The organism is Myxococcus sp. CA039A, from assembly GCF_013336645.1.
GTDB classification, from domain to species: Bacteria; Myxococcota; Myxococcia; order Myxococcales; family Myxococcaceae; genus Myxococcus; species Myxococcus llanfairpwllgwyngyllgogerychwyrndrobwllllantysiliogogogochensis.
The window spans coordinates 1-17,128 of record NZ_JABUMQ010000253.1 but is presented as its reverse complement, the minus strand read 5'-3'; the positions used below and the strand labels follow the sequence as shown (position 1 = coordinate 17,128).

Annotated in this window: 15 protein-coding genes; 7 read left to right on the top strand and 8 right to left on the bottom strand. The window is 65.9% G+C overall.

Annotated features, from left to right (window positions below; genetic code table 11):
• Positions 1-254: 254 nt before the first annotated feature.
• The 6 genes from HR086_RS33285 to HR086_RS33260 all read right to left on the bottom strand — a co-directional run bounded on the left by HR086_RS33285 (position 255) and on the right by HR086_RS33260 (position 5,722).
• Positions 255-545, bottom strand: a complete 291-nt coding sequence (locus HR086_RS33285) for a hypothetical protein (protein ID WP_174467642.1) — start codon at positions 543-545, stop codon at positions 255-257.
• 105 nt (positions 546-650) lie between these two features.
• On the bottom strand, positions 651-2,840 hold the full coding sequence (locus HR086_RS33280; protein ID WP_174455643.1) for an ATP-binding protein: 2,190 nt from the start codon (positions 2,838-2,840) through the stop codon (positions 651-653).
• A gap of 12 nt (positions 2,841-2,852) precedes the next feature.
• A complete protein-coding gene (locus HR086_RS33275) occupies positions 2,853-4,034 on the bottom strand; it encodes a hypothetical protein (protein WP_141647515.1) in 1,182 nt (393 codons plus the stop codon).
• Between the two features lie 2 nt (positions 4,035-4,036).
• Positions 4,037-4,765, bottom strand: coding sequence for an ImmA/IrrE family metallo-endopeptidase (locus HR086_RS33270; RefSeq protein ID WP_141647514.1), 729 nt, complete (start codon positions 4,763-4,765; stop codon positions 4,037-4,039).
• Positions 4,762-5,136, bottom strand: coding sequence for a hypothetical protein (locus tag HR086_RS33265; protein WP_141647513.1), 375 nt, complete (start codon positions 5,134-5,136; stop codon positions 4,762-4,764). Before HR086_RS33265 ends, HR086_RS33270 begins: the two co-directional genes overlap by 4 nt.
• 1 nt (position 5,137) lies before the next feature.
• A complete protein-coding gene (locus tag HR086_RS33260; RefSeq protein ID WP_174463609.1) occupies positions 5,138-5,722 on the bottom strand; it encodes an RNA polymerase sigma factor in 585 nt (194 codons plus the stop codon).
• A 270-nt stretch (positions 5,723-5,992) separates the two neighbouring features.
• Between HR086_RS33260 and HR086_RS33255 the strand changes: the two genes are divergently transcribed.
• The 3 genes from HR086_RS33255 to HR086_RS33245 all read left to right on the top strand — a co-directional run bounded on the left by HR086_RS33255 (position 5,993) and on the right by HR086_RS33245 (position 7,912).
• On the top strand, positions 5,993-6,799 hold the full coding sequence (locus HR086_RS33255; protein ID WP_174455642.1) for a GNAT family N-acyltransferase: 807 nt from the start codon (positions 5,993-5,995) through the stop codon (positions 6,797-6,799).
• Between the two features lie 78 nt (positions 6,800-6,877).
• Positions 6,878-7,561 carry an iron-containing redox enzyme family protein gene (locus HR086_RS33250; protein ID WP_371745690.1) on the top strand — a complete coding sequence of 228 codons (684 nt, stop codon included), beginning with the start codon at positions 6,878-6,880 and terminating at the stop codon, positions 7,559-7,561.
• Positions 7,562-7,651: 90 nt separating this feature from the next.
• Entirely contained in the window at positions 7,652-7,912 is a 261-nt protein-coding gene (locus HR086_RS33245; RefSeq protein ID WP_174455641.1) for a DUF3892 domain-containing protein, read from the top strand.
• A 64-nt stretch (positions 7,913-7,976) separates the two neighbouring features.
• Here the strand turns inward: HR086_RS33245 and HR086_RS33240 are convergent, their stop codons facing one another.
• Positions 7,977-9,071, bottom strand: coding sequence for a LuxR C-terminal-related transcriptional regulator (locus HR086_RS33240; RefSeq protein WP_174467641.1), 1,095 nt, complete (start codon positions 9,069-9,071; stop codon positions 7,977-7,979).
• 454 nt (positions 9,072-9,525) lie between these two features.
• On the opposite strand from HR086_RS33240, the gene HR086_RS33235 reads away from it, so the two are divergent.
• The 3 genes from HR086_RS33235 (at position 9,526) to HR086_RS33225 (ending at position 15,087) form a co-directional block, all read left to right on the top strand.
• Positions 9,526-10,653 carry a DNA repair exonuclease gene (locus HR086_RS33235; RefSeq protein WP_141647507.1) on the top strand — a complete coding sequence of 376 codons (1,128 nt, stop codon included), beginning with the start codon at positions 9,526-9,528 and terminating at the stop codon, positions 10,651-10,653.
• Positions 10,650-13,397 carry a hypothetical protein gene (locus HR086_RS33230; RefSeq protein WP_174467640.1) on the top strand — a complete coding sequence of 916 codons (2,748 nt, stop codon included), beginning with the start codon at positions 10,650-10,652 and terminating at the stop codon, positions 13,395-13,397. Before HR086_RS33235 ends, HR086_RS33230 begins: the two co-directional genes overlap by 4 nt.
• Positions 13,398-13,497: 100 nt before the next feature.
• Positions 13,498-15,087 carry a DUF6119 family protein gene (locus HR086_RS33225; RefSeq protein WP_174467639.1) on the top strand — a complete coding sequence of 530 codons (1,590 nt, stop codon included), beginning with the start codon at positions 13,498-13,500 and terminating at the stop codon, positions 15,085-15,087.
• Positions 15,088-15,257: 170 nt separating this feature from the next.
• On the opposite strand, the gene HR086_RS33220 is transcribed toward HR086_RS33225, so the two are convergent.
• Positions 15,258-16,265: a hypothetical protein gene (locus tag HR086_RS33220; protein ID WP_174467638.1), complete on the bottom strand. Its 1,008-nt coding sequence runs from the start codon at positions 16,263-16,265 to the stop codon at positions 15,258-15,260.
• Positions 16,266-16,485: 220 nt separating this feature from the next.
• Between HR086_RS33220 and HR086_RS33215 the strand changes: the two genes are divergently transcribed.
• On the top strand, positions 16,486-17,128 hold a 643-nt coding region (locus HR086_RS33215), incomplete at its 3' end, for an acyl-CoA dehydrogenase family protein (protein WP_174467637.1).

Here is a 17,128-nt window from a genome sequence, read left to right as displayed (position 1 = left end):
GAGGGGAGGCCTCTGTCGGGGGCGCGGGCGGTTCGCCGCAATGGGCCCCGAGGGCCAGGAATAGACAGGCTTGAAGGCAGCGCAAGAGTCGGGATGGGGGCACAGATGTTTCCTGGGGAGGACAGCGGTGGAGGTGGTGAGGCAACGGGTAGAAGAAAGTGCTGATGGCTCCTCGGCCTGGGGAACGATGTTGTTCTCGAAGGCGAGCCCGGGCACTCAGGAGCCGCACGAGAGCGGCGGGGCGCAGGTGATGGTCAACGATTGGAGGTGAGGCCGGTGTTGTCGGCTTGGCTCACGAGTTGGTCGACCATCATCTGCGGGGGGCCGGTGGCCATCGACGCTTCGTCGGTGACGACGAGCGAGCGGAACGGTTTCAGCGTCGCGGCGATGGGGAAAGGACTGTCGGCCAGAGACGTGGACTGGAGGCCGCCGCGCTCGGAGCGGGGCGCGGCTACGGCGGGCCCCAGGCTCGCGAGGAGCCTGGAGGCGCGCCCCCAACTGGCCTCACGGTCGTCCGCCAGTGGAATGTTTCGAAGGTGAATCATCTCTGTTGCCTCTCGGGGCTCCGGTGTCCGAGGGCTGTTACGGTCGCTGGCTGCGACCTGGTTGATGATGATTGAACTTCGTCGACTGCGTTTCCCTCGCGCTGCTCAGTCGACGAGCAGGCGCTTCACGGGGGCGGGGTCGACTGCCACCATCAGCGGACGGGCGAAATTGCTGAAGGAGACCAGCGCCTGCCCTGGGGCGAGCCGGGTCACCCGATTCCAGAGGCTCTCGTCGATGCTTCCCACCGTGCGTTGCATGCGGGAGATGACGGAGCTGTCGGTCATCTTGTGGATGATGAAGTTGTTGAGCAGGCCCAGCACCTCATTGGGGAGGTGTTGAGGCAGCTGCGTGACGAAGACGAGCCCGAGCCAACGCTTGCGTCCGCGCTTGGCGATGCGGGCGACCTGCTCGAAGAGGACGGGCATCTGGCTGATGCGGCTGGCCGACAGGAACTCGTGCGCCTCCTCGATGATGATGAGCACCGGGGTGACGGCCTGGTCCTGATTGTTCGCCTTCTCGTAGCGTGCCTCCTGCGCCTCCTGGAGTCCTCGCAGGATGTCCGCGATGACCAGGTTGTTGAGCTGGGGCGAGTCCGTGTCCGACAGGTCGATGACCGACACGCGTCCCGGCGCGAGCATCGAGTTGTAGGCCACGCCCGGCGCGGTGCCCACGTCGAAGATGTTGAGCCGTCGCAGGCGGTGGAGCTTGCTGGCCAGGGCCTTCCAACTGATTTCGGCCCTGCTGCTCTGGGCCATCACCCGGCGCATGACCATCCCCGGGTTGCTCTTGAACTCGCTGTGGAGCGAGAGCGCGTGGCTTGGCGGAGGCGAGTCCTCTTCGGGCGCCGGGTCCAGTCCCTCGAGCGCCTCCAGTAGCGGCTCCTTGCGTCGTGACGAGGCACGAGCACGGGGCTTTGCCTCTGCGCGGCCCTCGTCACTGAGGCTGTAGATGTAGGCGCTCACGACGTCCAGCACGTGCTGGATGGTCATCCGGGGGTAGCCGGTCGACAGCTCGTCCACGTCCAGCGCCTGTTGTTTCTCCTGGTCGCTCAGCGGGAAGATCTTGAAGTCCTCCAGGAGCAGCTTGGTGACGTCATAGGCCTTGAGGAAGCGCTCCTGCTGCGCGTCCGACATGTCCAGGATTTCGGCCAGGGCATAGGGCGACAGGCTGGAGAAGTTCAGGGCGAAGCGGTGCAGGTTCTTGTGGCGCGGGTTGCGGCTGGATCGGCCCGTCAGATGGTGGAGGTGCAGGTCCCTGACGCCCTGAGGTCGCAGGCCCCTTCGCTTGAGGGCCTCCAGCATGGCGGCGTGGTCCGTGGGCTCATCCACATGCGTGTATTCGCCCTCCACGTCGAAGACGACGGTGGCGATGCCCTCTGCCTGGGCGCGGTGGATGAGCGTGGCCACGGTGGTGGACTTGCCGCCACCCGTCGTACCGATGATGCCGGTGTGCCGCGGCAGCACGGACTTGTCGCGCGCATTGAGGCGGGCCTCCATGCGCTCGTAGCCCACGACGACGCCCAGGCACAGGTCTCCGCCCACACCGAGAACGCGCTCGCTCTCCTTGTCATCCAGCACGAACACGGGGCTCTGGGGACGTGGCCGGAAGCGGGGAGGCTTCAGGACTCCCTCCACTTCCTCACCCAACAGCTCCACCTCCGCGCGGCCGTGATAGTCGAACGTGTAGGTGAGCTTCTTTCCGTGCGTCACCACGCCGATGGCCATCGTCGAGTTGGCGGGAACGGCGTTGGGTTCCGTGAAGGGGCCTCGGACGACGACACCCAGATAGGTGCGCTTGTCCTCGCGCGACTTCACCCGTACCAGCGTCTGCGAGGCGAGCAGGTGGAGGTCGTCGCGGGCCAGCAGGATGGTCACGAGGTTGTCCTCGCTGGACGCGGTGTCGAAGTGGGTGAAGCCCGCGGCCAGCTCCAGTTCGGGGTCGAGCTGCGACGCCGTCGTGTCGTTCCTCAGCTCCTCGAGCGCGGCACGGGCCTCGGGTGGCGTCGAACGGACGACGTCGCCGCGCCCCTCCCGCGCGGACGCCGGTGGCGTCTCCGGGGGCGAAGCGGGCCTGCGCACCGTCGTGGGGGCCGCGCGTGACGGTTGACCTGGAGGCACAAGTCTTCTGTCCTCACCGCCCGAGGGCAGCGGAGTCTGATGTGGCGACTCACCCCGAGGTCCTCCGAGCGACGGGAGTGGCGCCGTGTGTCCGTTCAGTCCGTGCGGTGGACGACTCGGAATGTTCTCGAACAGCCCCGGACCTGGTGGCCTTGGTCCCTTGCCATCATTGGACATGGTTGTCTCCCCCTACCGGCGCATCCCGCGCTCACTGAAGAACTGGAGGTTGGCTCCCGCCTGGGCGTAGGCGTCATGGACCAGCCCCAGGAAGCCGTCGTCGCCAAAGGCACTGCGGCAGGACATCTCCGCGACGTCGAGCAGCAGGGGGAAGCCCCGCTCGGGACGCAGCACGCTGTCGGCCATGGCCACCCAGGCGGCCTCGTGCACGTGCTCACGGTGCGCGTAGAACAGGCGGGGAGGGGAGTGGTCTGAAATACGGAACAGCCCCTTCACGACGCACGAACTCGAGTCGCGCACGAAGTCCCAGGCCATGCGCTTGCTGCGTCCTCCGTACTCCCAGCCCCTGACGATGTGCTCGCCATCGCTCTGGAGCGTCTCGAGGAGCGCGTACTCGCCCGCGTCGAGCGCGAAGCCCATCGTCAGGAAGCCCCGGTCCTGGAGTGAGCCGGAGACGAAGACGAACTTCTTGTGTTCATGGATGACCCGCTGGAGCACGGACAGCGAGCGCTCCAGCAGGGTCATGTACCCAGAGCCGGAGAGCAGCTCGTGCGCGCAGGGATTCCCGATGCCCATCCGCCACTCCGCCGAGGACTTGCTCAAGAGCGCGGCCCGCTCCGCATAGGTCCGGATGCCCCGCCGCGCCATCCGGGACAGGGTGTCTTTGTGCCCCTGGAAGCGGTTCTGGCGCATGTTGATGTAATCCATCGCCTCCTGGGCGGGATTCGCGTTCCGCGCGGCCATCTCCTTGCGGAACAACCGCTTTGAAAAGGCGCCGGAGTTCCCCTGGTAGCCGACGATGCCGACCCCAATCTGGGAGATGCCGATGGGCAGGCTGTCATGGCTCGCATGGCTGCCGGCCACGGCGTCAACCTTGCCTTGGAAGAGCAGCCGCTCGTGGATGAGTGTCAGCTCTTCTGGCGTGACTTTGTAGACTCCCGCCTCGGGAAGCATGCCGCTGCGGGTAGACAGTCGGGGGAGAATCTCGTTGCGGACGAGGGTGCGCAGCCGCCCTTCCTTGTGCAGGGCGCCGGCAATCTCGCTCCGGAAGCGCTCCATGACCTTGTCCAGGTCGAGCCCCGTGGACCATCGGTCGAGGTCCAGCGTGGAGGCCATGTCCTCCCCGAATGCCTCCCGATAGTCGTCATCCCCAAACAACTCACCCATCTCTTCCGGCGGAATCCTGCTCGACATGTCTACCCTCCCTCCACTCCCAGGAACTGCTCGATTGAAAATCGCGGAGTGCGCATGCGGCGGTGCAACTCCTGGACGTAGGTGTCCGCCTTCTCCCGGGGGAGCCCGTACCGGAAGAACAGCAGGCCCGTGGCCTCCTCGGCGGGGAGGTCCATCACCAGTGGCACCACGAGCTTCGCCGGAGCCAGCAGCTCCAGGCCCAGCAGGTCCGCGCGCCACTCGGAGTCCATCACCGCTCGACGGGCGTAGTGTCCGGAGGCATCGCGAGCCATGAGGTCCACCGGAGGCCCCAGCGAGAGCTTCTCGAAGAGGGCCGTCATGGCCTCGTCCGGCGTGGGCTTACGCAGACCGTCGAGCACCGGCAGTATCTGCTCGCCAAACACCCGCAGGGCCCGCTGACGTGGAAGCCATTGGTCCAGGATGAAGTGCGACAGCTCGTGCGCGACGGTGAAGCGTTGCTCGGCGTTCTCCTCGGACCTGTCCACGAACAGGAATCCGTGTCCGGCTTTCGCCACCATGCAGCCATGGAAATCACTGGCGTCACCCTCGACGGGCTGACGGATACCCCGGCGCAAGAGCCAGTCCCGCACGGCTTGCGGCGTCAGGTGGGGCAGGGCCACCACCTTGACGGAGAGCCGCGAGGGAATCTCCGTCGACAGGTTTCGTGGGAAGCGCGAGGGGGCCGTGAAGCCACACTCCTCCACGGCCTCCTCGAGCCAGAGCGGCGTCATGGACTCGTCTTCTCGCCCGGGACGCGGTCTCTCGCGGCCATCTGGATGGGACGTTCCTCTCCGTTGGAGTCCGCGACCCGCTCGGACAGGGCATCCACGATTTCGACGTGTCGAATCACGTCGACGAGCGCCCGGAGATCCACTTCATGACGTTCGGTGATGGCGGTGACCTGGGTATCGAAGTCCGGGCCCTCGGGTTTGCGGCACAGACACAGCCAGTAGAGCACTTCCCGCGTGCAGCCCAGATCCCGCGCGAGTTCAGCCTCGGTCCGATCCTCCAGTTGGCGATACCTCTCGAGTGTATAGGCAAGCGTCCAGGACGCGCGCTGGGCACGCAGGGCGGCCCGTTCGAGCCAATCAGGGTTCGACATCTCACTCCTCCTTCCCGATCCGTCCCAGGGTCTTCATGAGGCGGTCCCGGTTCCGTTTCACCTCGCGGCGGAGCTCTTTCTCCGACAGCTGCGGCAGGTTCATGGCCTTGGCCAGGGCGTCGGTGGAGCGCTCACCTTGGAGGATGAGCCCGAGGGCGGCCCGGTCCTGCTCCTGAATGGCCTGTTCGAGTTGTCCCACGAGGTGTCGTGCCTCCACGATGATCTCCAGGCTTCTATTCGGAGCCGTCGCGCGAAGTTCGATTGCCTCCCCGAATTCCCTTTCTCGGCGCTGGCGGGCCTCCTGGGAGCGGTACATGTCCCGGACCTGCATTTCGGCGTTCCGGGTCAAATACGAGGACAGCTTGCTCTTGTGGGCCAGGTACCGTTCGGGATTCTCCAAATACTCCATGAGGACGTCGCAGACCGCGTCGTGCGCCTCCTCTTTGGTTTTTCTCCGGTTGCGGCAAAGCACTCGGGTGATGGGGGCCATGAAGACCCTGAAGACGTCCTGGGAGGCCAGTGACTCATTCTTTTGAAGGACGCGCTCATGAAGTGCCTGTTCCTCCGCTTGTGATGGAAAACTCATCCCCACTCCTCACCGGGAAACTCCTGCCCGCTCTCGGGTTGACTGCGACATGTATGTTCGTTCCCACCCTGGTGAGTTCGACGGAGGCGGGTTTGTGCATCTCCATGAAAGGTTGCTGGAGATCAGTCCGTCAGTCTGTACCTCCCAGGTGGTATGCCGCCGCGCGCGAGAGGAGAAAATGAACGCCCCGCGCACTTTGGATCCCGGCAACGAATGAATGGACAGGAGACGGTGAGTCGCCGCGACCGACCCGAGTTCGAGAGGGAACCCATGACGTCCATGCACTGCCGAGTAGCCACCACCCAGCGAGAGCTCGATGACGCGCTTCGTGTCCGCTGGGCTGTCTTTGGGGGGGAACTGAGGTTGATTTCCGGAAAGGCGCCGCCGTCGAGGCGGGAGGTGAGCTGTTTCGACACGCTGGAGACCACGGTGCATCTGGTGGTCTACGCGGACCGCGAGCCGGTGGCGACGTTGCGGATGTTGATGACGAGCCCGGAGGTGGCGCTCGCCACGGGGGGCCGGCTGGGTATCGAACTGGAGCAGAAGCTGGACCTGTCGGGTCTGGGCGGACCTGGGATGGTGTTCGCGGAGACCGCGCGCTTCTGTGTGCTCGAGCGTTGGAGGCACTCCGAGGCGGTGGCGCACCTGCAGGCGGGCATCTACGCGGAGAGCCGCGGACGCGGCGTGACGCACTGGATCGCCGCGGCGAACCTGGACACGGATTCGAGGGAGGACGCGAGTCTCATCGCCCGGGTGGCGGCGCACCGGGGCTGGGTGAGCCCTCGCTGGCGGGTGAGGGTCTCCGAGCCCTCGGAGTCTCCGGTCCTCCCCAGCAGCCCCTTCTATACGCCCATGGAGCGTGAGCGCGCGGGACAGGGAAACCTGGGCGGGCTGCGGATGCCGAGGGCGCCCTCGTTGTTCGCCAGGAAGATGGGCGCGCGGTTCATCGCGGAGCCACTCTACGACGCGAGCTTCCGCCGCTTCACCCTGCCGCTCCTCGCCGCGCTCGACGAGATTCCCGCCAGCACCCTGGAGCGGTTCCGCGCGCTCGACGGCATCGTGCGTCGCGCCGGCTAGCCCCAGGGCGACCCGCTTTTCTTCCTTCACCTTCAACGCGCAACAGCCGGGAGCCCACGCCCCGGACAGGAGACGTCCGTGCAGACGACGATGGAGAGCCCGAAGTCGATGGATTGGGTGGACCTGCTGGAGCAGGAGGGCCGCGCGCTCGTGGCGGCGCTGGATGCGCATCCTGACGCAAGCCGCCTGTTCGCCGGCACGCTCGACCGGGAGGGCTATGTCCACTACCTGGTGCAGACGTATCACTACGTCCGCTGGAGCCTGCCGCTGCTGAAGGGCGCGGGGACGCGCCTGAAGCACCTGGGGCGGCACCCGAGGCTGGCGGACCTGCTGCTCCAGAAGGCCGAGGAGGAGCGCGGCCACGAGCGCTGGTTGCTGACGGACCTGAAGAACCTGGGGTGCTCGGAGGAGCGGGTCCTGTCCACGGGCCCGTCTCCGGCGGTGGAGGCCTATACCAGCTGGAACTTCTTCACCTCCCGGGCGGGCATTCCCACCGCGTTCCTGGGCACGGCGTATGTCCTGGAATACCTCTCCGTGACGCGCGCGACCGGGGCCGCGGAGCACCTGATTCAGGCGGATGCCATTGCGAACATCGGCAAGGCGGTGACGTTCCTGCGCGGCCACGGGGGTCTGGATGAAGACCATGTGGCGGAGCTGACGTCCGTGCTCCGGACGCTGACGGATGTGGAGGAACAGTCCGCCGTGCTGTTGTCTGCTCGCACGACGCGCGTCGTGTATCCAGGTTTCTTCCGCGAGCGGTGAACTCCCATACCCCTGGCGAGGTAGAGACGACCCTCCTGGCCAGCGCCATTCTCCCAGTCGACACAAGGCATCCACACCAGGGGGCGCTTCATGCGTTACATCACTCACATCCACCTCGAGGGCGGCAGACGACTCGAGCACATCGCGCTGGTTCGCTGGCGTGAGGGCCTCATGACGGGGACGAGTACGCGGCAGCAGATGGTGGAATGGATTGATGACGGTGGGGACGCGAGGGTTCAGGCCCTGCCCGTGGAGGCGCGGGTAGAGGTCGTCAATGCGCGACCGCCCTATCTGCGGTCGGTGCCGAACGGCAGTCGTTTCGACAATCTGCTGTCCCTGCCGGAGTTCTGAGCCGCCAGGGACACGGGGCGCCACGGGCGGGTCCGGAGGAAGGGCCGGGTCCGCCCGTGGTGGGTCAGATGGGCTTCATCAGGCGGGCGGCCTGGTAGAGGAAATCGGCGCGGCTGTCGCAGTTCAGCCGGTCCGTGCTGAAGATGTCCCGGATGTGTGTCTTCACCGTGTCGATGGAGAGGCCGTATTCACGGGCAATCTGCTCGTTGGACCAGTTCCTGAGCAGCGCCTGGGTGATGGTGACCTGGCGACTGGTGAGCCGCCGCTTCATCTGCTCGGGGAGCGGAATCGAGTGGGGAATCTCGTGAAGGATGAGCGCCCAGGGGCTGGGGCCCTGGGGCTCGGGGAGCTCGATGAACTTCACCACCCGGTGCGAGTCATCGAGTGACCTCACCCAGACGTTCGCCTGAAGCCGCTCGTCCGGGGACATGCGAGTCAGGGCGACCAGCCGGTCCACGAGGACCTCGGGCAGGCCGGAACCGTGGAGGTCGGAGCGGGTGAACCACTGCTCGAGCAGCGTGGTGGCCCGGGGTGAGCGCAGTCGTTCGAGGGCGGGCGGGTCCACCACGATGAACGCGGAGCGGTCATTCTCGTGGATTTGCTCCAGGAGGCGCACGCCCGTGGAGGCCACCCACATCTCGCCGCAGTTGCGCACCGTGTTGGCCAGGTGCGGCGTGAGGCTGGTGAGCAGGGCGACGGCGCGCTCGGAGAACGGGTGTCGGCGGTCGCGGTAGAGCGTGAAGCCGCCGAAGACGCCCGGGCGCACGTTCATGAGAACGGCCATGACGTGTTCCAGTCGCAGTTCCAGCTCTTGGCTGCGCTGGTAGAGCTGGCTTGCTTCCAGCTCCCTGCGCGACACCATCTCCGAGTCCCGGAGGACGGTGTCGAGCTGGCGCAACAGCGCCCTGCGCACGAAGTCGTCGTCGGCCACCTTGTCGTACTCGGACTGCTCCAGGAGCGGAACGCGAGGGCCGGGAACCAGCCACCGGTAGGGGATGGGCTGGCCAGGGGCGACGATGCACAGCCCCATGTACTCCGCGGGAATCAGTTCCAGGAAGAGGCCGCGGACCCTCTCCATGACCTCGGAGAGGTTCAGGGAGCTGTTGAGCGCCGCGATGACCTTGTCCCTCAGCAGGAACTCACGAGAGTCGAAAACCATGTCCATCCCCCTACATGCGGGAGCGTGCCCCGCGTTTGCCCATACCGTCTGCCCTCTCAATAGACAGGAGAGGGAGCGCTGTCCCTACCACTCCAGTGGTAGGCGCCCTCGCGGCCCGAGGCCCGACCTCCCAGGCTCGGGCCGCGCGAAGGGCCCGAGCTCCGCCGGTCAGGTCGGAGTCGAGGCGCTCTGGCGGTCAGCCTGTGCATGTGTCGATCCTAGCGGGGCCGACCGGACAAAGACACGCCCCCAGGATGGATTGATGCGTCTGGTATTGACTACCCGGGTGGGTGCGTCCTCACTCATCCGGTCGGTCACAGGGACCGGGAGCCTACTCCTCGGGAGGTATGTCCTGGCCTTCCCGTGCGTCGGTACGGTGTGTGGAGAGCGCGCGCTCGAGTTCGGGGCGACACTCCTTCCGCCGCGTCTGGACTTCGCGGCACATCGGTGGGTCATGGTCAGGATTCTTCATTCCGCGGATTGGCAGATGGGGCTTCGGGCGAGACACGTCGCCCAGGTGGCGTCAGCGGTGCGCGAGGCGAGGTTGGAGGCGGCACGCAATGTCATTCAGGCGGCGAACAGCCATCAGGTGGATGCCGTCGTGCTCGCGGGTGACATCTTCGAGGACAACCTGGTCGAGGACCGGCTCGTGCATCAGGTGGTGGCGGTGCTGGAGGGCGCGCGCGCGCCGGTGTTCGTCCTGCCGGGCAACCATGACGCGCTGACGCCTGACGCCGTCTACCATCGGGCTTCCTGGAAGCAGCGGCCCGCGCATGTCCGCATGCTGGATGGAGATGCGCCGGTTCCCATTCCAGGGACGGCGGCGGTGCTGCTCGCCGCCCCGCTTCGACAGAAGAAGGGAATGAAGGATCCAACGGGCGAGTGGCGGGCCCGCGCGGACGTGGACGCCATCCGCGTTGGCGTGGCTCATGGCTCCCTTCGTATCGAGGGGAAGCACGCCCTGGACGACTTCCCGATTGCCCTGGATGCGGTGGCGCGAGTGGGGCTCGACTATCTCGCGCTGGGTCACTGGCACGGGCAATACGTCCACGAGGAGCGCACCGCCTATGCGGGGGCGCATGAGACGACGAAGTTCGGTGAGGATGGCTCGGGGCAGGCGCTGCTCGTGGAGATTGCCTCGCGGGGCGCCGTGCCTCGGCTGACCCCTGTTCCCACCGGCTCGCTGGTGTGGCGCACCCTGGAGTTGGATCTGGGCCAGGACGCGGAGCGGGAGGCGGCGCGTGTCCTGGGGCTCATGAAGGACGCGGCCCAGCCGGCCAGGACCCTGCTGCGGATTCGCACCACGGGCGCCTCCTCGGATGCCGCCACACCGGTCGTGGACCGTCTCAAGGAAGGATTGCTGGGGCGGGCGTTCCTGCATGTTTCCGTCGAGCGTCGCGACATTCCGAAGGCGGAGGTGGAGGGACGGCTCGCCGAGGTGGTCGCCTCCAGCTCCCTGGTGGCTTCGCTCCTGGAGGAGTTGTCCCGACCCTTGTCTCCCGGGCTGGTGGACGCCTCGGAAGCGGGGCGGATCGCCGCCAGGTGTCTCTTGTCGGAGCTGGTGATGGAGGCGTGGCGATGATTCTGCGCAGGCTTCGAGTTCAGCATTTCCGTTGCTTCCGCAATCCCGTGGAGCTGTCCGGGCTGGGGGTGGGCATCCATGTCGTCCATGCGCCGAACGAGACAGGGAAGTCGAGTCTCGTCCTGGCCCTCGCGCGGGCACTGTTCGACCGGAACTCGACGAGGGACCGGGAGATACAGAACCTGCGGCCCTGGGGGACGACGTTGTCGCCGCGGGTGACACTGGAGCTGGACTCCGGTGGCAAGCGCTATCGGTTGGAGAAGGCGTTCCTGGATGACGCCACGAGCCTGCTGGACGAATGGACGGGGAAGCGGTTCGAGCGGCTCGCCGACTCGCAGCGGGCAGACGAGTTGGCGCGAGGGTTCCTCTTCTCCGGAGGAGCGCAGGCCGGTGCGACGAAGCCGGGCCAGTGGGGACTGGCCCGCCTGCTCTGGCTGGGTCAATCCGCCGAGCGTCATGTGCTGCCCGGTCTGGACACGCCCCTGAAGGCTCGGCTCATGGAGGCGGTGGGCGTCGCGGTGCTGAGCGAGCAGGAGCAAGGGGTGTTGAAGCGGGTGGAGGACGCCTATCGCCAGTTTTTCACGCTGAAGAAAGGCAAGGTGGTGACCGGCAGCGAGCTGGAGTTGAAGGCGGCGCTCGTGGCGTCTCTCGAGGAAGAGCTGCGGGGAATTCGCGCCCAGCAGGATGCGAGCGCGGAGCACGCCCGGGACATGGAGGAGGCGAGGAGCGCGCTGGGCGACCTCGCTGGGGAGCGGGGGGCCCTCGAGGCGCGGTTCTCCGCGCTTCAGGCGCGTGTGGAGGCGGAGACGCAGTTGGAGCAGCAGATCGCGCTCCGGGACAAGGATGTGGAGCGCCAGCACCAGGAATGGGAGCACCTGGATGGGAAGCAGCGGGAGCTGCTCGCGCTTCGCCAGAACGTGGCTCGGCATCAGGCTGTCGTGGCGGAGAAGGAGCCGGTCCTCCAGAAGGCGCGAGAGGGGTTGATTGGCCAGGAAGCGTCGTTCCGACAGGCCCGGGAGCTGTTCCAGGCGCAGCTCGGAGAGCAGGAGAAGGCGGAGCAGCGGCAGGAGCGCGGACGTCTGCTGGAGAAGGCCCGGCAGGCGCTGGTGGAGCAGCAGCGGCTGGATGGACAGCTCAAGCAGGGGGAGCGGCTGGAGACCGCCGTGGAGGGATTGCGGCGAAGAACAGCGGCGTTGAAGACGCTGTCCGAATCCGACGTCAAGCGCGCGGAGGACGTCGAGCGCAAGCTGCGGCAGGCGCAGGACAAACTGGAGGCGCGGGGAATCGAGGTCGTCTTCAAGGCGGAAGGGTCTCGGAGCATCGAGTGGGAGGCGGAGGGACAGGTCCAGCGGCACGAACTGGCGAAGGCCGAGCAGAAGCTGTTCGCGGGCGTGAGCGCGGGAAGCCTGCGCATCAAGGGCGTCGGGGAGGTGCGCGTTCGCACCGGGGCCGAGGAGATCGGGAACATCCAGGCGGACGTGGAGAAGTTCCGCAAGGAGCTGACACGCCGGCTCCACGAGCATGGTGTGGAGAGTCCGCAGCGGTTGCGTGGGGAGTGGGAATCACAGCAAGTGGTACTCCAGGAGCAGGCGAAGCACGAAGGCGCGCTGGAGACGTTTCTGGAGGCCGCGGGCTTTGAGAGCGTGGAGGCTCTCCGGGAGAAGCGTCGCGAACAGGCGGGGAAGGTGGGGACCCTGGCGGGGCAGCTCAATCTCGCGGTGGCTGCCCTGGCCACGTACCCGACCCATGAACTCGTCGTGCTCTCCGAGGAGCTGAGGCTCCGCAAGCAGGAGGTGAAGGAGCGCGAGAAGGCGAAGGACGACGCTGAGGCGGTGTATCGCCAGGTGGAGAGGCAGGTACGGGGTCTTGCCCAGGAGCGGGACTCCGCGATGCAGACAGCGCGAGAGCTGGAGCTGACGATGAAGGCACAGCTCCATGCGCTGGGCATGTCGCTGGAGCAACTGGGGGCGGAGGTCGAACGGGCTCATGGGGAGCTAGAGCGCCTGAAGAACATGGTGACGGGGTTGAGGGCGCGGCTTCCCCGTCCGGAGGAGCGGGCGGCCACGCAGCGCCGCCAGCTCGACGAGGCGAGGGAGCGAGTCGTAGGCGCGGAAAAGAAGGCCCAGGAGCGAATCATCCGCGCGGAGACGTTGCTGGGGCGGGCGGCGGAGGCAGGGGTGTACTCGCGATTGGGGGAGGCGGAGGAGCGGCTCGTGCTTGCGACGGAGGAGCACCTGCAACTCAAGACCCGGGCCGAGGCGGCCGAGATTCTCCGAAAGTTGGTGGGCCACTGGCAGGAGCAGGTGAACCGGACGTTCGTGGCACCTATCCAGGACGCGGTTCATGCGCGCTTGGAGCACATCCGTGGAGATGGGCGGAACGAGGTGCTCTCGCTGGGGCCGGAGTTCATCGACGCGGCGATGGAGACTCCCGACGGGGCGAGGTCGCTGGCGAGCTTCTCATGGGGAATGCAGGAGCAGACCCTGTTCGCGCTGCGCCTGGCTCTCGGGGAGATGCTGTCGAAGCAAGGGACGAAGCCGGAGCCGCAGCTCGTGGTCCTGGATGATGCCCTGGTCAACACGGACGCGGTCCGCCATCGGCGCGCGCTGGAGTTGATTGAGAAGGCGGGGGAGTCGCTGCAGGTGCTCATCCTGACCGCGTTTCCGGAGCGCTATCGCACCCTGAGAGGGATGAAGGAGTTCGACCTGCGGGAGTTGGCTCAGGAGTCCACTCCCGCCGGGTGAGGTCGTGTTGACGGAGCGTGGCGTTCGCCGCGTGGTGCTTCTCGGTTCATGACGAGTGCAACTGGCGCGTCGAGGTGCGGCGCGCCAGATAGGGGGACGTATGGCTATGCAGAAGAGTCGGGCACGTGTCAGGCATCTGACCGCGCTGCTGATCAAGGACGAATTCAAGAAGCCCGAGGACTGTCTCAAGGACGTCAGCGCGGTGGAGAAGGTGGAGTTGTCAGCGCGGCTTTCCTATTCGGCTGACTTCTACCTCCAGGCGAAGAAGGCGCGCTCACCTCCGTGGATGGAGTTCCTGGAGACGATCGTGGCGAAGAAGCTGCCGACGCTCAAGAACCAGAACGTGTGCGGGGTATTCTTTGTCCGGCTGAAGAAAAGGATCGTCGCCTTCACGCAAGGACATGGCCGGAACCTCCTTCGAGCCGACTGCTTCGAGCGGGACTTCGGCCTCAAGGTGGTCTTGAACTCGGTCGATCCTACCCAGTTGCGGAGCGTGGATGCTCGCAAGGTCGAGGACCTGACGACGCAGACGCGAAAGCAATTGAGTCGAAACTCACCGATGGATGCATTCGCTCTCAATCTGAATCAGGACATCCTCCGGGTCATCGCGGGGAAGCCCAAGAGTGAGGAGTTCGCGAAGTTGATAGTCGGTTCTGACTCGCTTTCGCTGAGCGCCAAAGTGGAGGTCGAACAGCTTGGGGAGAAGAGCGAGGAGCTCTTCGCCGCCTATCAGAGCCAGGAGTACAAGAAGCACTTCCCCTGGTTCGATCATCTCCGGTCGGTTCGAGACCAGGCAGTGATGGGGGAGTTGAATCGCAGGTTGATCGAAAAGATTCAGGCAGGCTCAGCCGACGCCCTCCATCTGGCCACGCCCGAGGTCATCGACTGGAGTGAATCATCGGGGCTTTCGTTCTCGACGGAAGCGGACCCGACGCCGCGCCATGACCTGTTGATGGAGGACTATCTCAAGACGAAGGATGAAACGGTGTCGGTCGCCGACCTCAAGCGAGACCATGTTCAGGTTCACTTTGGCGCGGCGAATGCGCCCGTGTCCAAGTGGAGTGTGTATGACTCGATTGTGTTCGAGGCGGAGGAAAAGGGAGAGGTCTTCGTGCTCTCCGGGGGCGATTGGTTCCGAGTCGCCAAGCGTTTCGCTGATGAGGTGAGAGACCGGGTCGGAACCATCAAGAAGTCGACGCTCATTCTTCCTGCCGCGAAGAGCACGGACCGGGAGGACGACTACAACTTCAACGTCGCCAAGTCGCGAGGGTTCATCTTGATGGACAAGAAGAACTCATATGTCGCGGAGGGCAAGACGTCGATCGAGGTCTGCGACCTGCTCACGAAGGATCGGCAGTTCGTGCACGTGAAGCGGAAGACACGGTCCTCGACACTCAGCCATCTTTTTTCTCAAGGCGTTGTCTCGGCGGATGCGTTCTGGATGGATCAAGAATTCAGGAACCACGCCCGGAATCATGTACTGAAGATCCATCCGACGTTGAAGAGTCTGATCCCGCAGGAGCGCCCGAATCCGGCGGAGTTTGAAGTTGTGTTCGCGGTCATCACAAAGAGCAACCCCAAGTGGCCGCATTCCCTCCCGTTCTTCAGTCAGCTCAATCTGAGCTACGCACATGACCGCCTGGAGCGGATGGGGTACCGAGTCTCGTTGCTGAGAATTGATGAGGTTTGACAGCGGCTGGGTTGATCGCAGGCGGGTGACCCCTTCCTCGCCGTTCGGCAGGGCGGTGCGCCGCTCCCGTGGAGAGGCGTACGGGTCCTCCATAGGCGTCGACAGGGGCTGGCCGCGAATCGCCCTGATTCCTCACGCGGTGGCCACCCGCCTCGCAAGCTGGCCCACTCTTATCGGGGCGCCGGACGCGTCGAGGAGCGAGTCGTCTTCCGTCGCGCCACCTGATTGACTGGTGGCGCCGCCTTCTTGGCCCGTGACGCCGTCTTCCTGGCCGGTGACGCCGCCTGATTGACTGGTGGCGCCGCCTTCTTGGCCCGTGACGCCGTCTTCCTGGCCGGTGGCGTCGTCTTCCTGTCCGGTGGCGCCGCCTTCGTTGTCCGTCGCGCATTCGCGGCGCGGGCAGCCTCCATCACCGCGGCCCGTCGCTTGATGCGCGCGACGCCCTCCGTGTCCGCGGCGGAAGCCCCGAGTGTGCCCATCGCGGCCAGTGCCTCACGCGTCGGTGCGTGCTTGTGACAGAGCACCACGAGGTTGGCGGCGCGCAGCACGCGAGGGGTGAAGATGGGTGGGTTGCCCAGTTCGGGCAGCAGACCGAGCAGCACCGGCACGTCGTCGAGCTTTGACTGCCAGGACTCGGCGCGCGAGCTCTTCGCGATGTGCGTCACCTCGCGCCCGATGTACGCCGCCGCCAGCTCGGCGAACCACGGCGTGACGGGCTTCTTCACGAGGGCCGTGAGCGCCGTGGCGAGGCGGCGGCTCTTGACGAGCACCTTCCAGGCCTTCTCCCCCGCGGGGGTGATGTTGGACGACGGCACCACCGCCACCAGGGACGACTCGAGGTTGTCGGCGAGCAGCACGTCTTCCCCGTCGTCATCCACCCGCTTCTCCCAGGTGGAGACAGCGTGCCTCACGAAGGAGGCCTCGTCGGCGAATTCGCTGTGGTCGCCATGCTCTTCGATGTCTCCCCGCAGGCCTCGGAGTGCGCGCAGCACCACGCGTGCGATGGCGGCGTCCTCTTCCTGCTTCAGGAGCGCCGTGCCTTCACGAACCAGGCTGCGCGGGTCGAGCTTGTGGGCGCGCTCGGCGAAGTCCCGTACGGTGGGAGAGGACTCCGTCCCGGCTGCGCCCTTCCTCAGGGAGACGACGAACCTTCGGAGTGCGTCCTCGGTGACATGCATGCCCCATCCTGCACCGGGAATGGAGTGCGTTGGGACCTGTCCATCTGGAATGGGGCTATGCCCACATGGCAATGTTTTGCTGTTGTTGTCTGTCTGGTTCGAATTACTAGTTAGTCACGTCTATGATAGGAGTTGCGTCAGAGGCACGCGCCAGGTGTGGAGATGTCCCTGACGTGCGCTGCGTGGAAGGCCTCGTGTCCCTCGTTCCCGGGAGTCGCACGTGAAGACGAACAGTCGGTCCGCGGTCCTCCAGGCGGTACGCGAACTCGCACCATCCCTCTCCGCGCGGGGCGCGGAAATCGAGTTGGCGAGGAGGATTCCCGCCGATGTGATTGGCCTGCTCAAGTCAGCGGGGGTGTTCCGGATGTTCGTGCCGCGCAGTCATGGCGGACTCGACCTGCCGCTCCTGGAGGGGCTGGAAGTGCTGGAGGAGCTGGGTCGAATCGACGGCTCCCTCGGATGGACCACGATGATTGGCGTGGGCAGCCCCCATCTGTTCGCGGTGTTGCCACGCTCGGAGTTCGATGCCATCCACGCGGCGAGCCCGGACATCGTCGCGGCGGGCGCCATGGCGGCGCAGGGAGAGGCGCGGACGGTGGTGGGAGGCTATCGCGTCACGGGGCGGTGGAACTTCGCCACGGGATGCCATCACAGTGATTGGTTCTACGGAAGCTGCGCCCTGAAGGACGAATCGGGAAAGCCTGTGATGGGCACGGATGGCAAACCCGCGCTGCGCACCGTGCTGGTGCCCGCCTCCTCCGCGCGCATCCTCGACAACTGGCAGGTCCTCGGGATGCGTGGCAGTGGCAGTCACGACATCTCCGTCGAGGATGTCTTCGTGCCGGAGGCGTATGCCTTTGACG

Coding starts and splice junctions, on each gene's coding strand:
- HR086_RS33285 (WP_174467642.1), bottom strand. CDS start 545: ATGATTCACCTTCGAAACATTCCACTGGCGGACGACCGTGAGGCCAGT.
- HR086_RS33280 (WP_174455643.1), bottom strand. CDS start 2,840: ATGTCCAATGATGGCAAGGGACCAAGGCCACCAGGTCCGGGGCTGTTC.
- HR086_RS33275 (WP_141647515.1), bottom strand. CDS start 4,034: ATGTCGAGCAGGATTCCGCCGGAAGAGATGGGTGAGTTGTTTGGGGAT.
- HR086_RS33270 (WP_141647514.1), bottom strand. CDS start 4,765: ATGACGCCGCTCTGGCTCGAGGAGGCCGTGGAGGAGTGTGGCTTCACG.
- HR086_RS33265 (WP_141647513.1), bottom strand. CDS start 5,136: ATGTCGAACCCTGATTGGCTCGAACGGGCCGCCCTGCGTGCCCAGCGC.
- HR086_RS33260 (WP_174463609.1), bottom strand. CDS start 5,722: ATGAGTTTTCCATCACAAGCGGAGGAACAGGCACTTCATGAGCGCGTC.
- HR086_RS33255 (WP_174455642.1), top strand. CDS start 5,993: ATGACGTCCATGCACTGCCGAGTAGCCACCACCCAGCGAGAGCTCGAT.
- HR086_RS33245 (WP_174455641.1), top strand. CDS start 7,652: ATGCGTTACATCACTCACATCCACCTCGAGGGCGGCAGACGACTCGAG.
- HR086_RS33240 (WP_174467641.1), bottom strand. CDS start 9,071: ATGGTTTTCGACTCTCGTGAGTTCCTGCTGAGGGACAAGGTCATCGCG.
- HR086_RS33235 (WP_141647507.1), top strand. CDS start 9,526: ATGGTCAGGATTCTTCATTCCGCGGATTGGCAGATGGGGCTTCGGGCG.
- HR086_RS33230 (WP_174467640.1), top strand. CDS start 10,650: ATGATTCTGCGCAGGCTTCGAGTTCAGCATTTCCGTTGCTTCCGCAAT.
- HR086_RS33225 (WP_174467639.1), top strand. CDS start 13,498: ATGGCTATGCAGAAGAGTCGGGCACGTGTCAGGCATCTGACCGCGCTG.
- HR086_RS33220 (WP_174467638.1), bottom strand. CDS start 16,265: ATGCATGTCACCGAGGACGCACTCCGAAGGTTCGTCGTCTCCCTGAGG.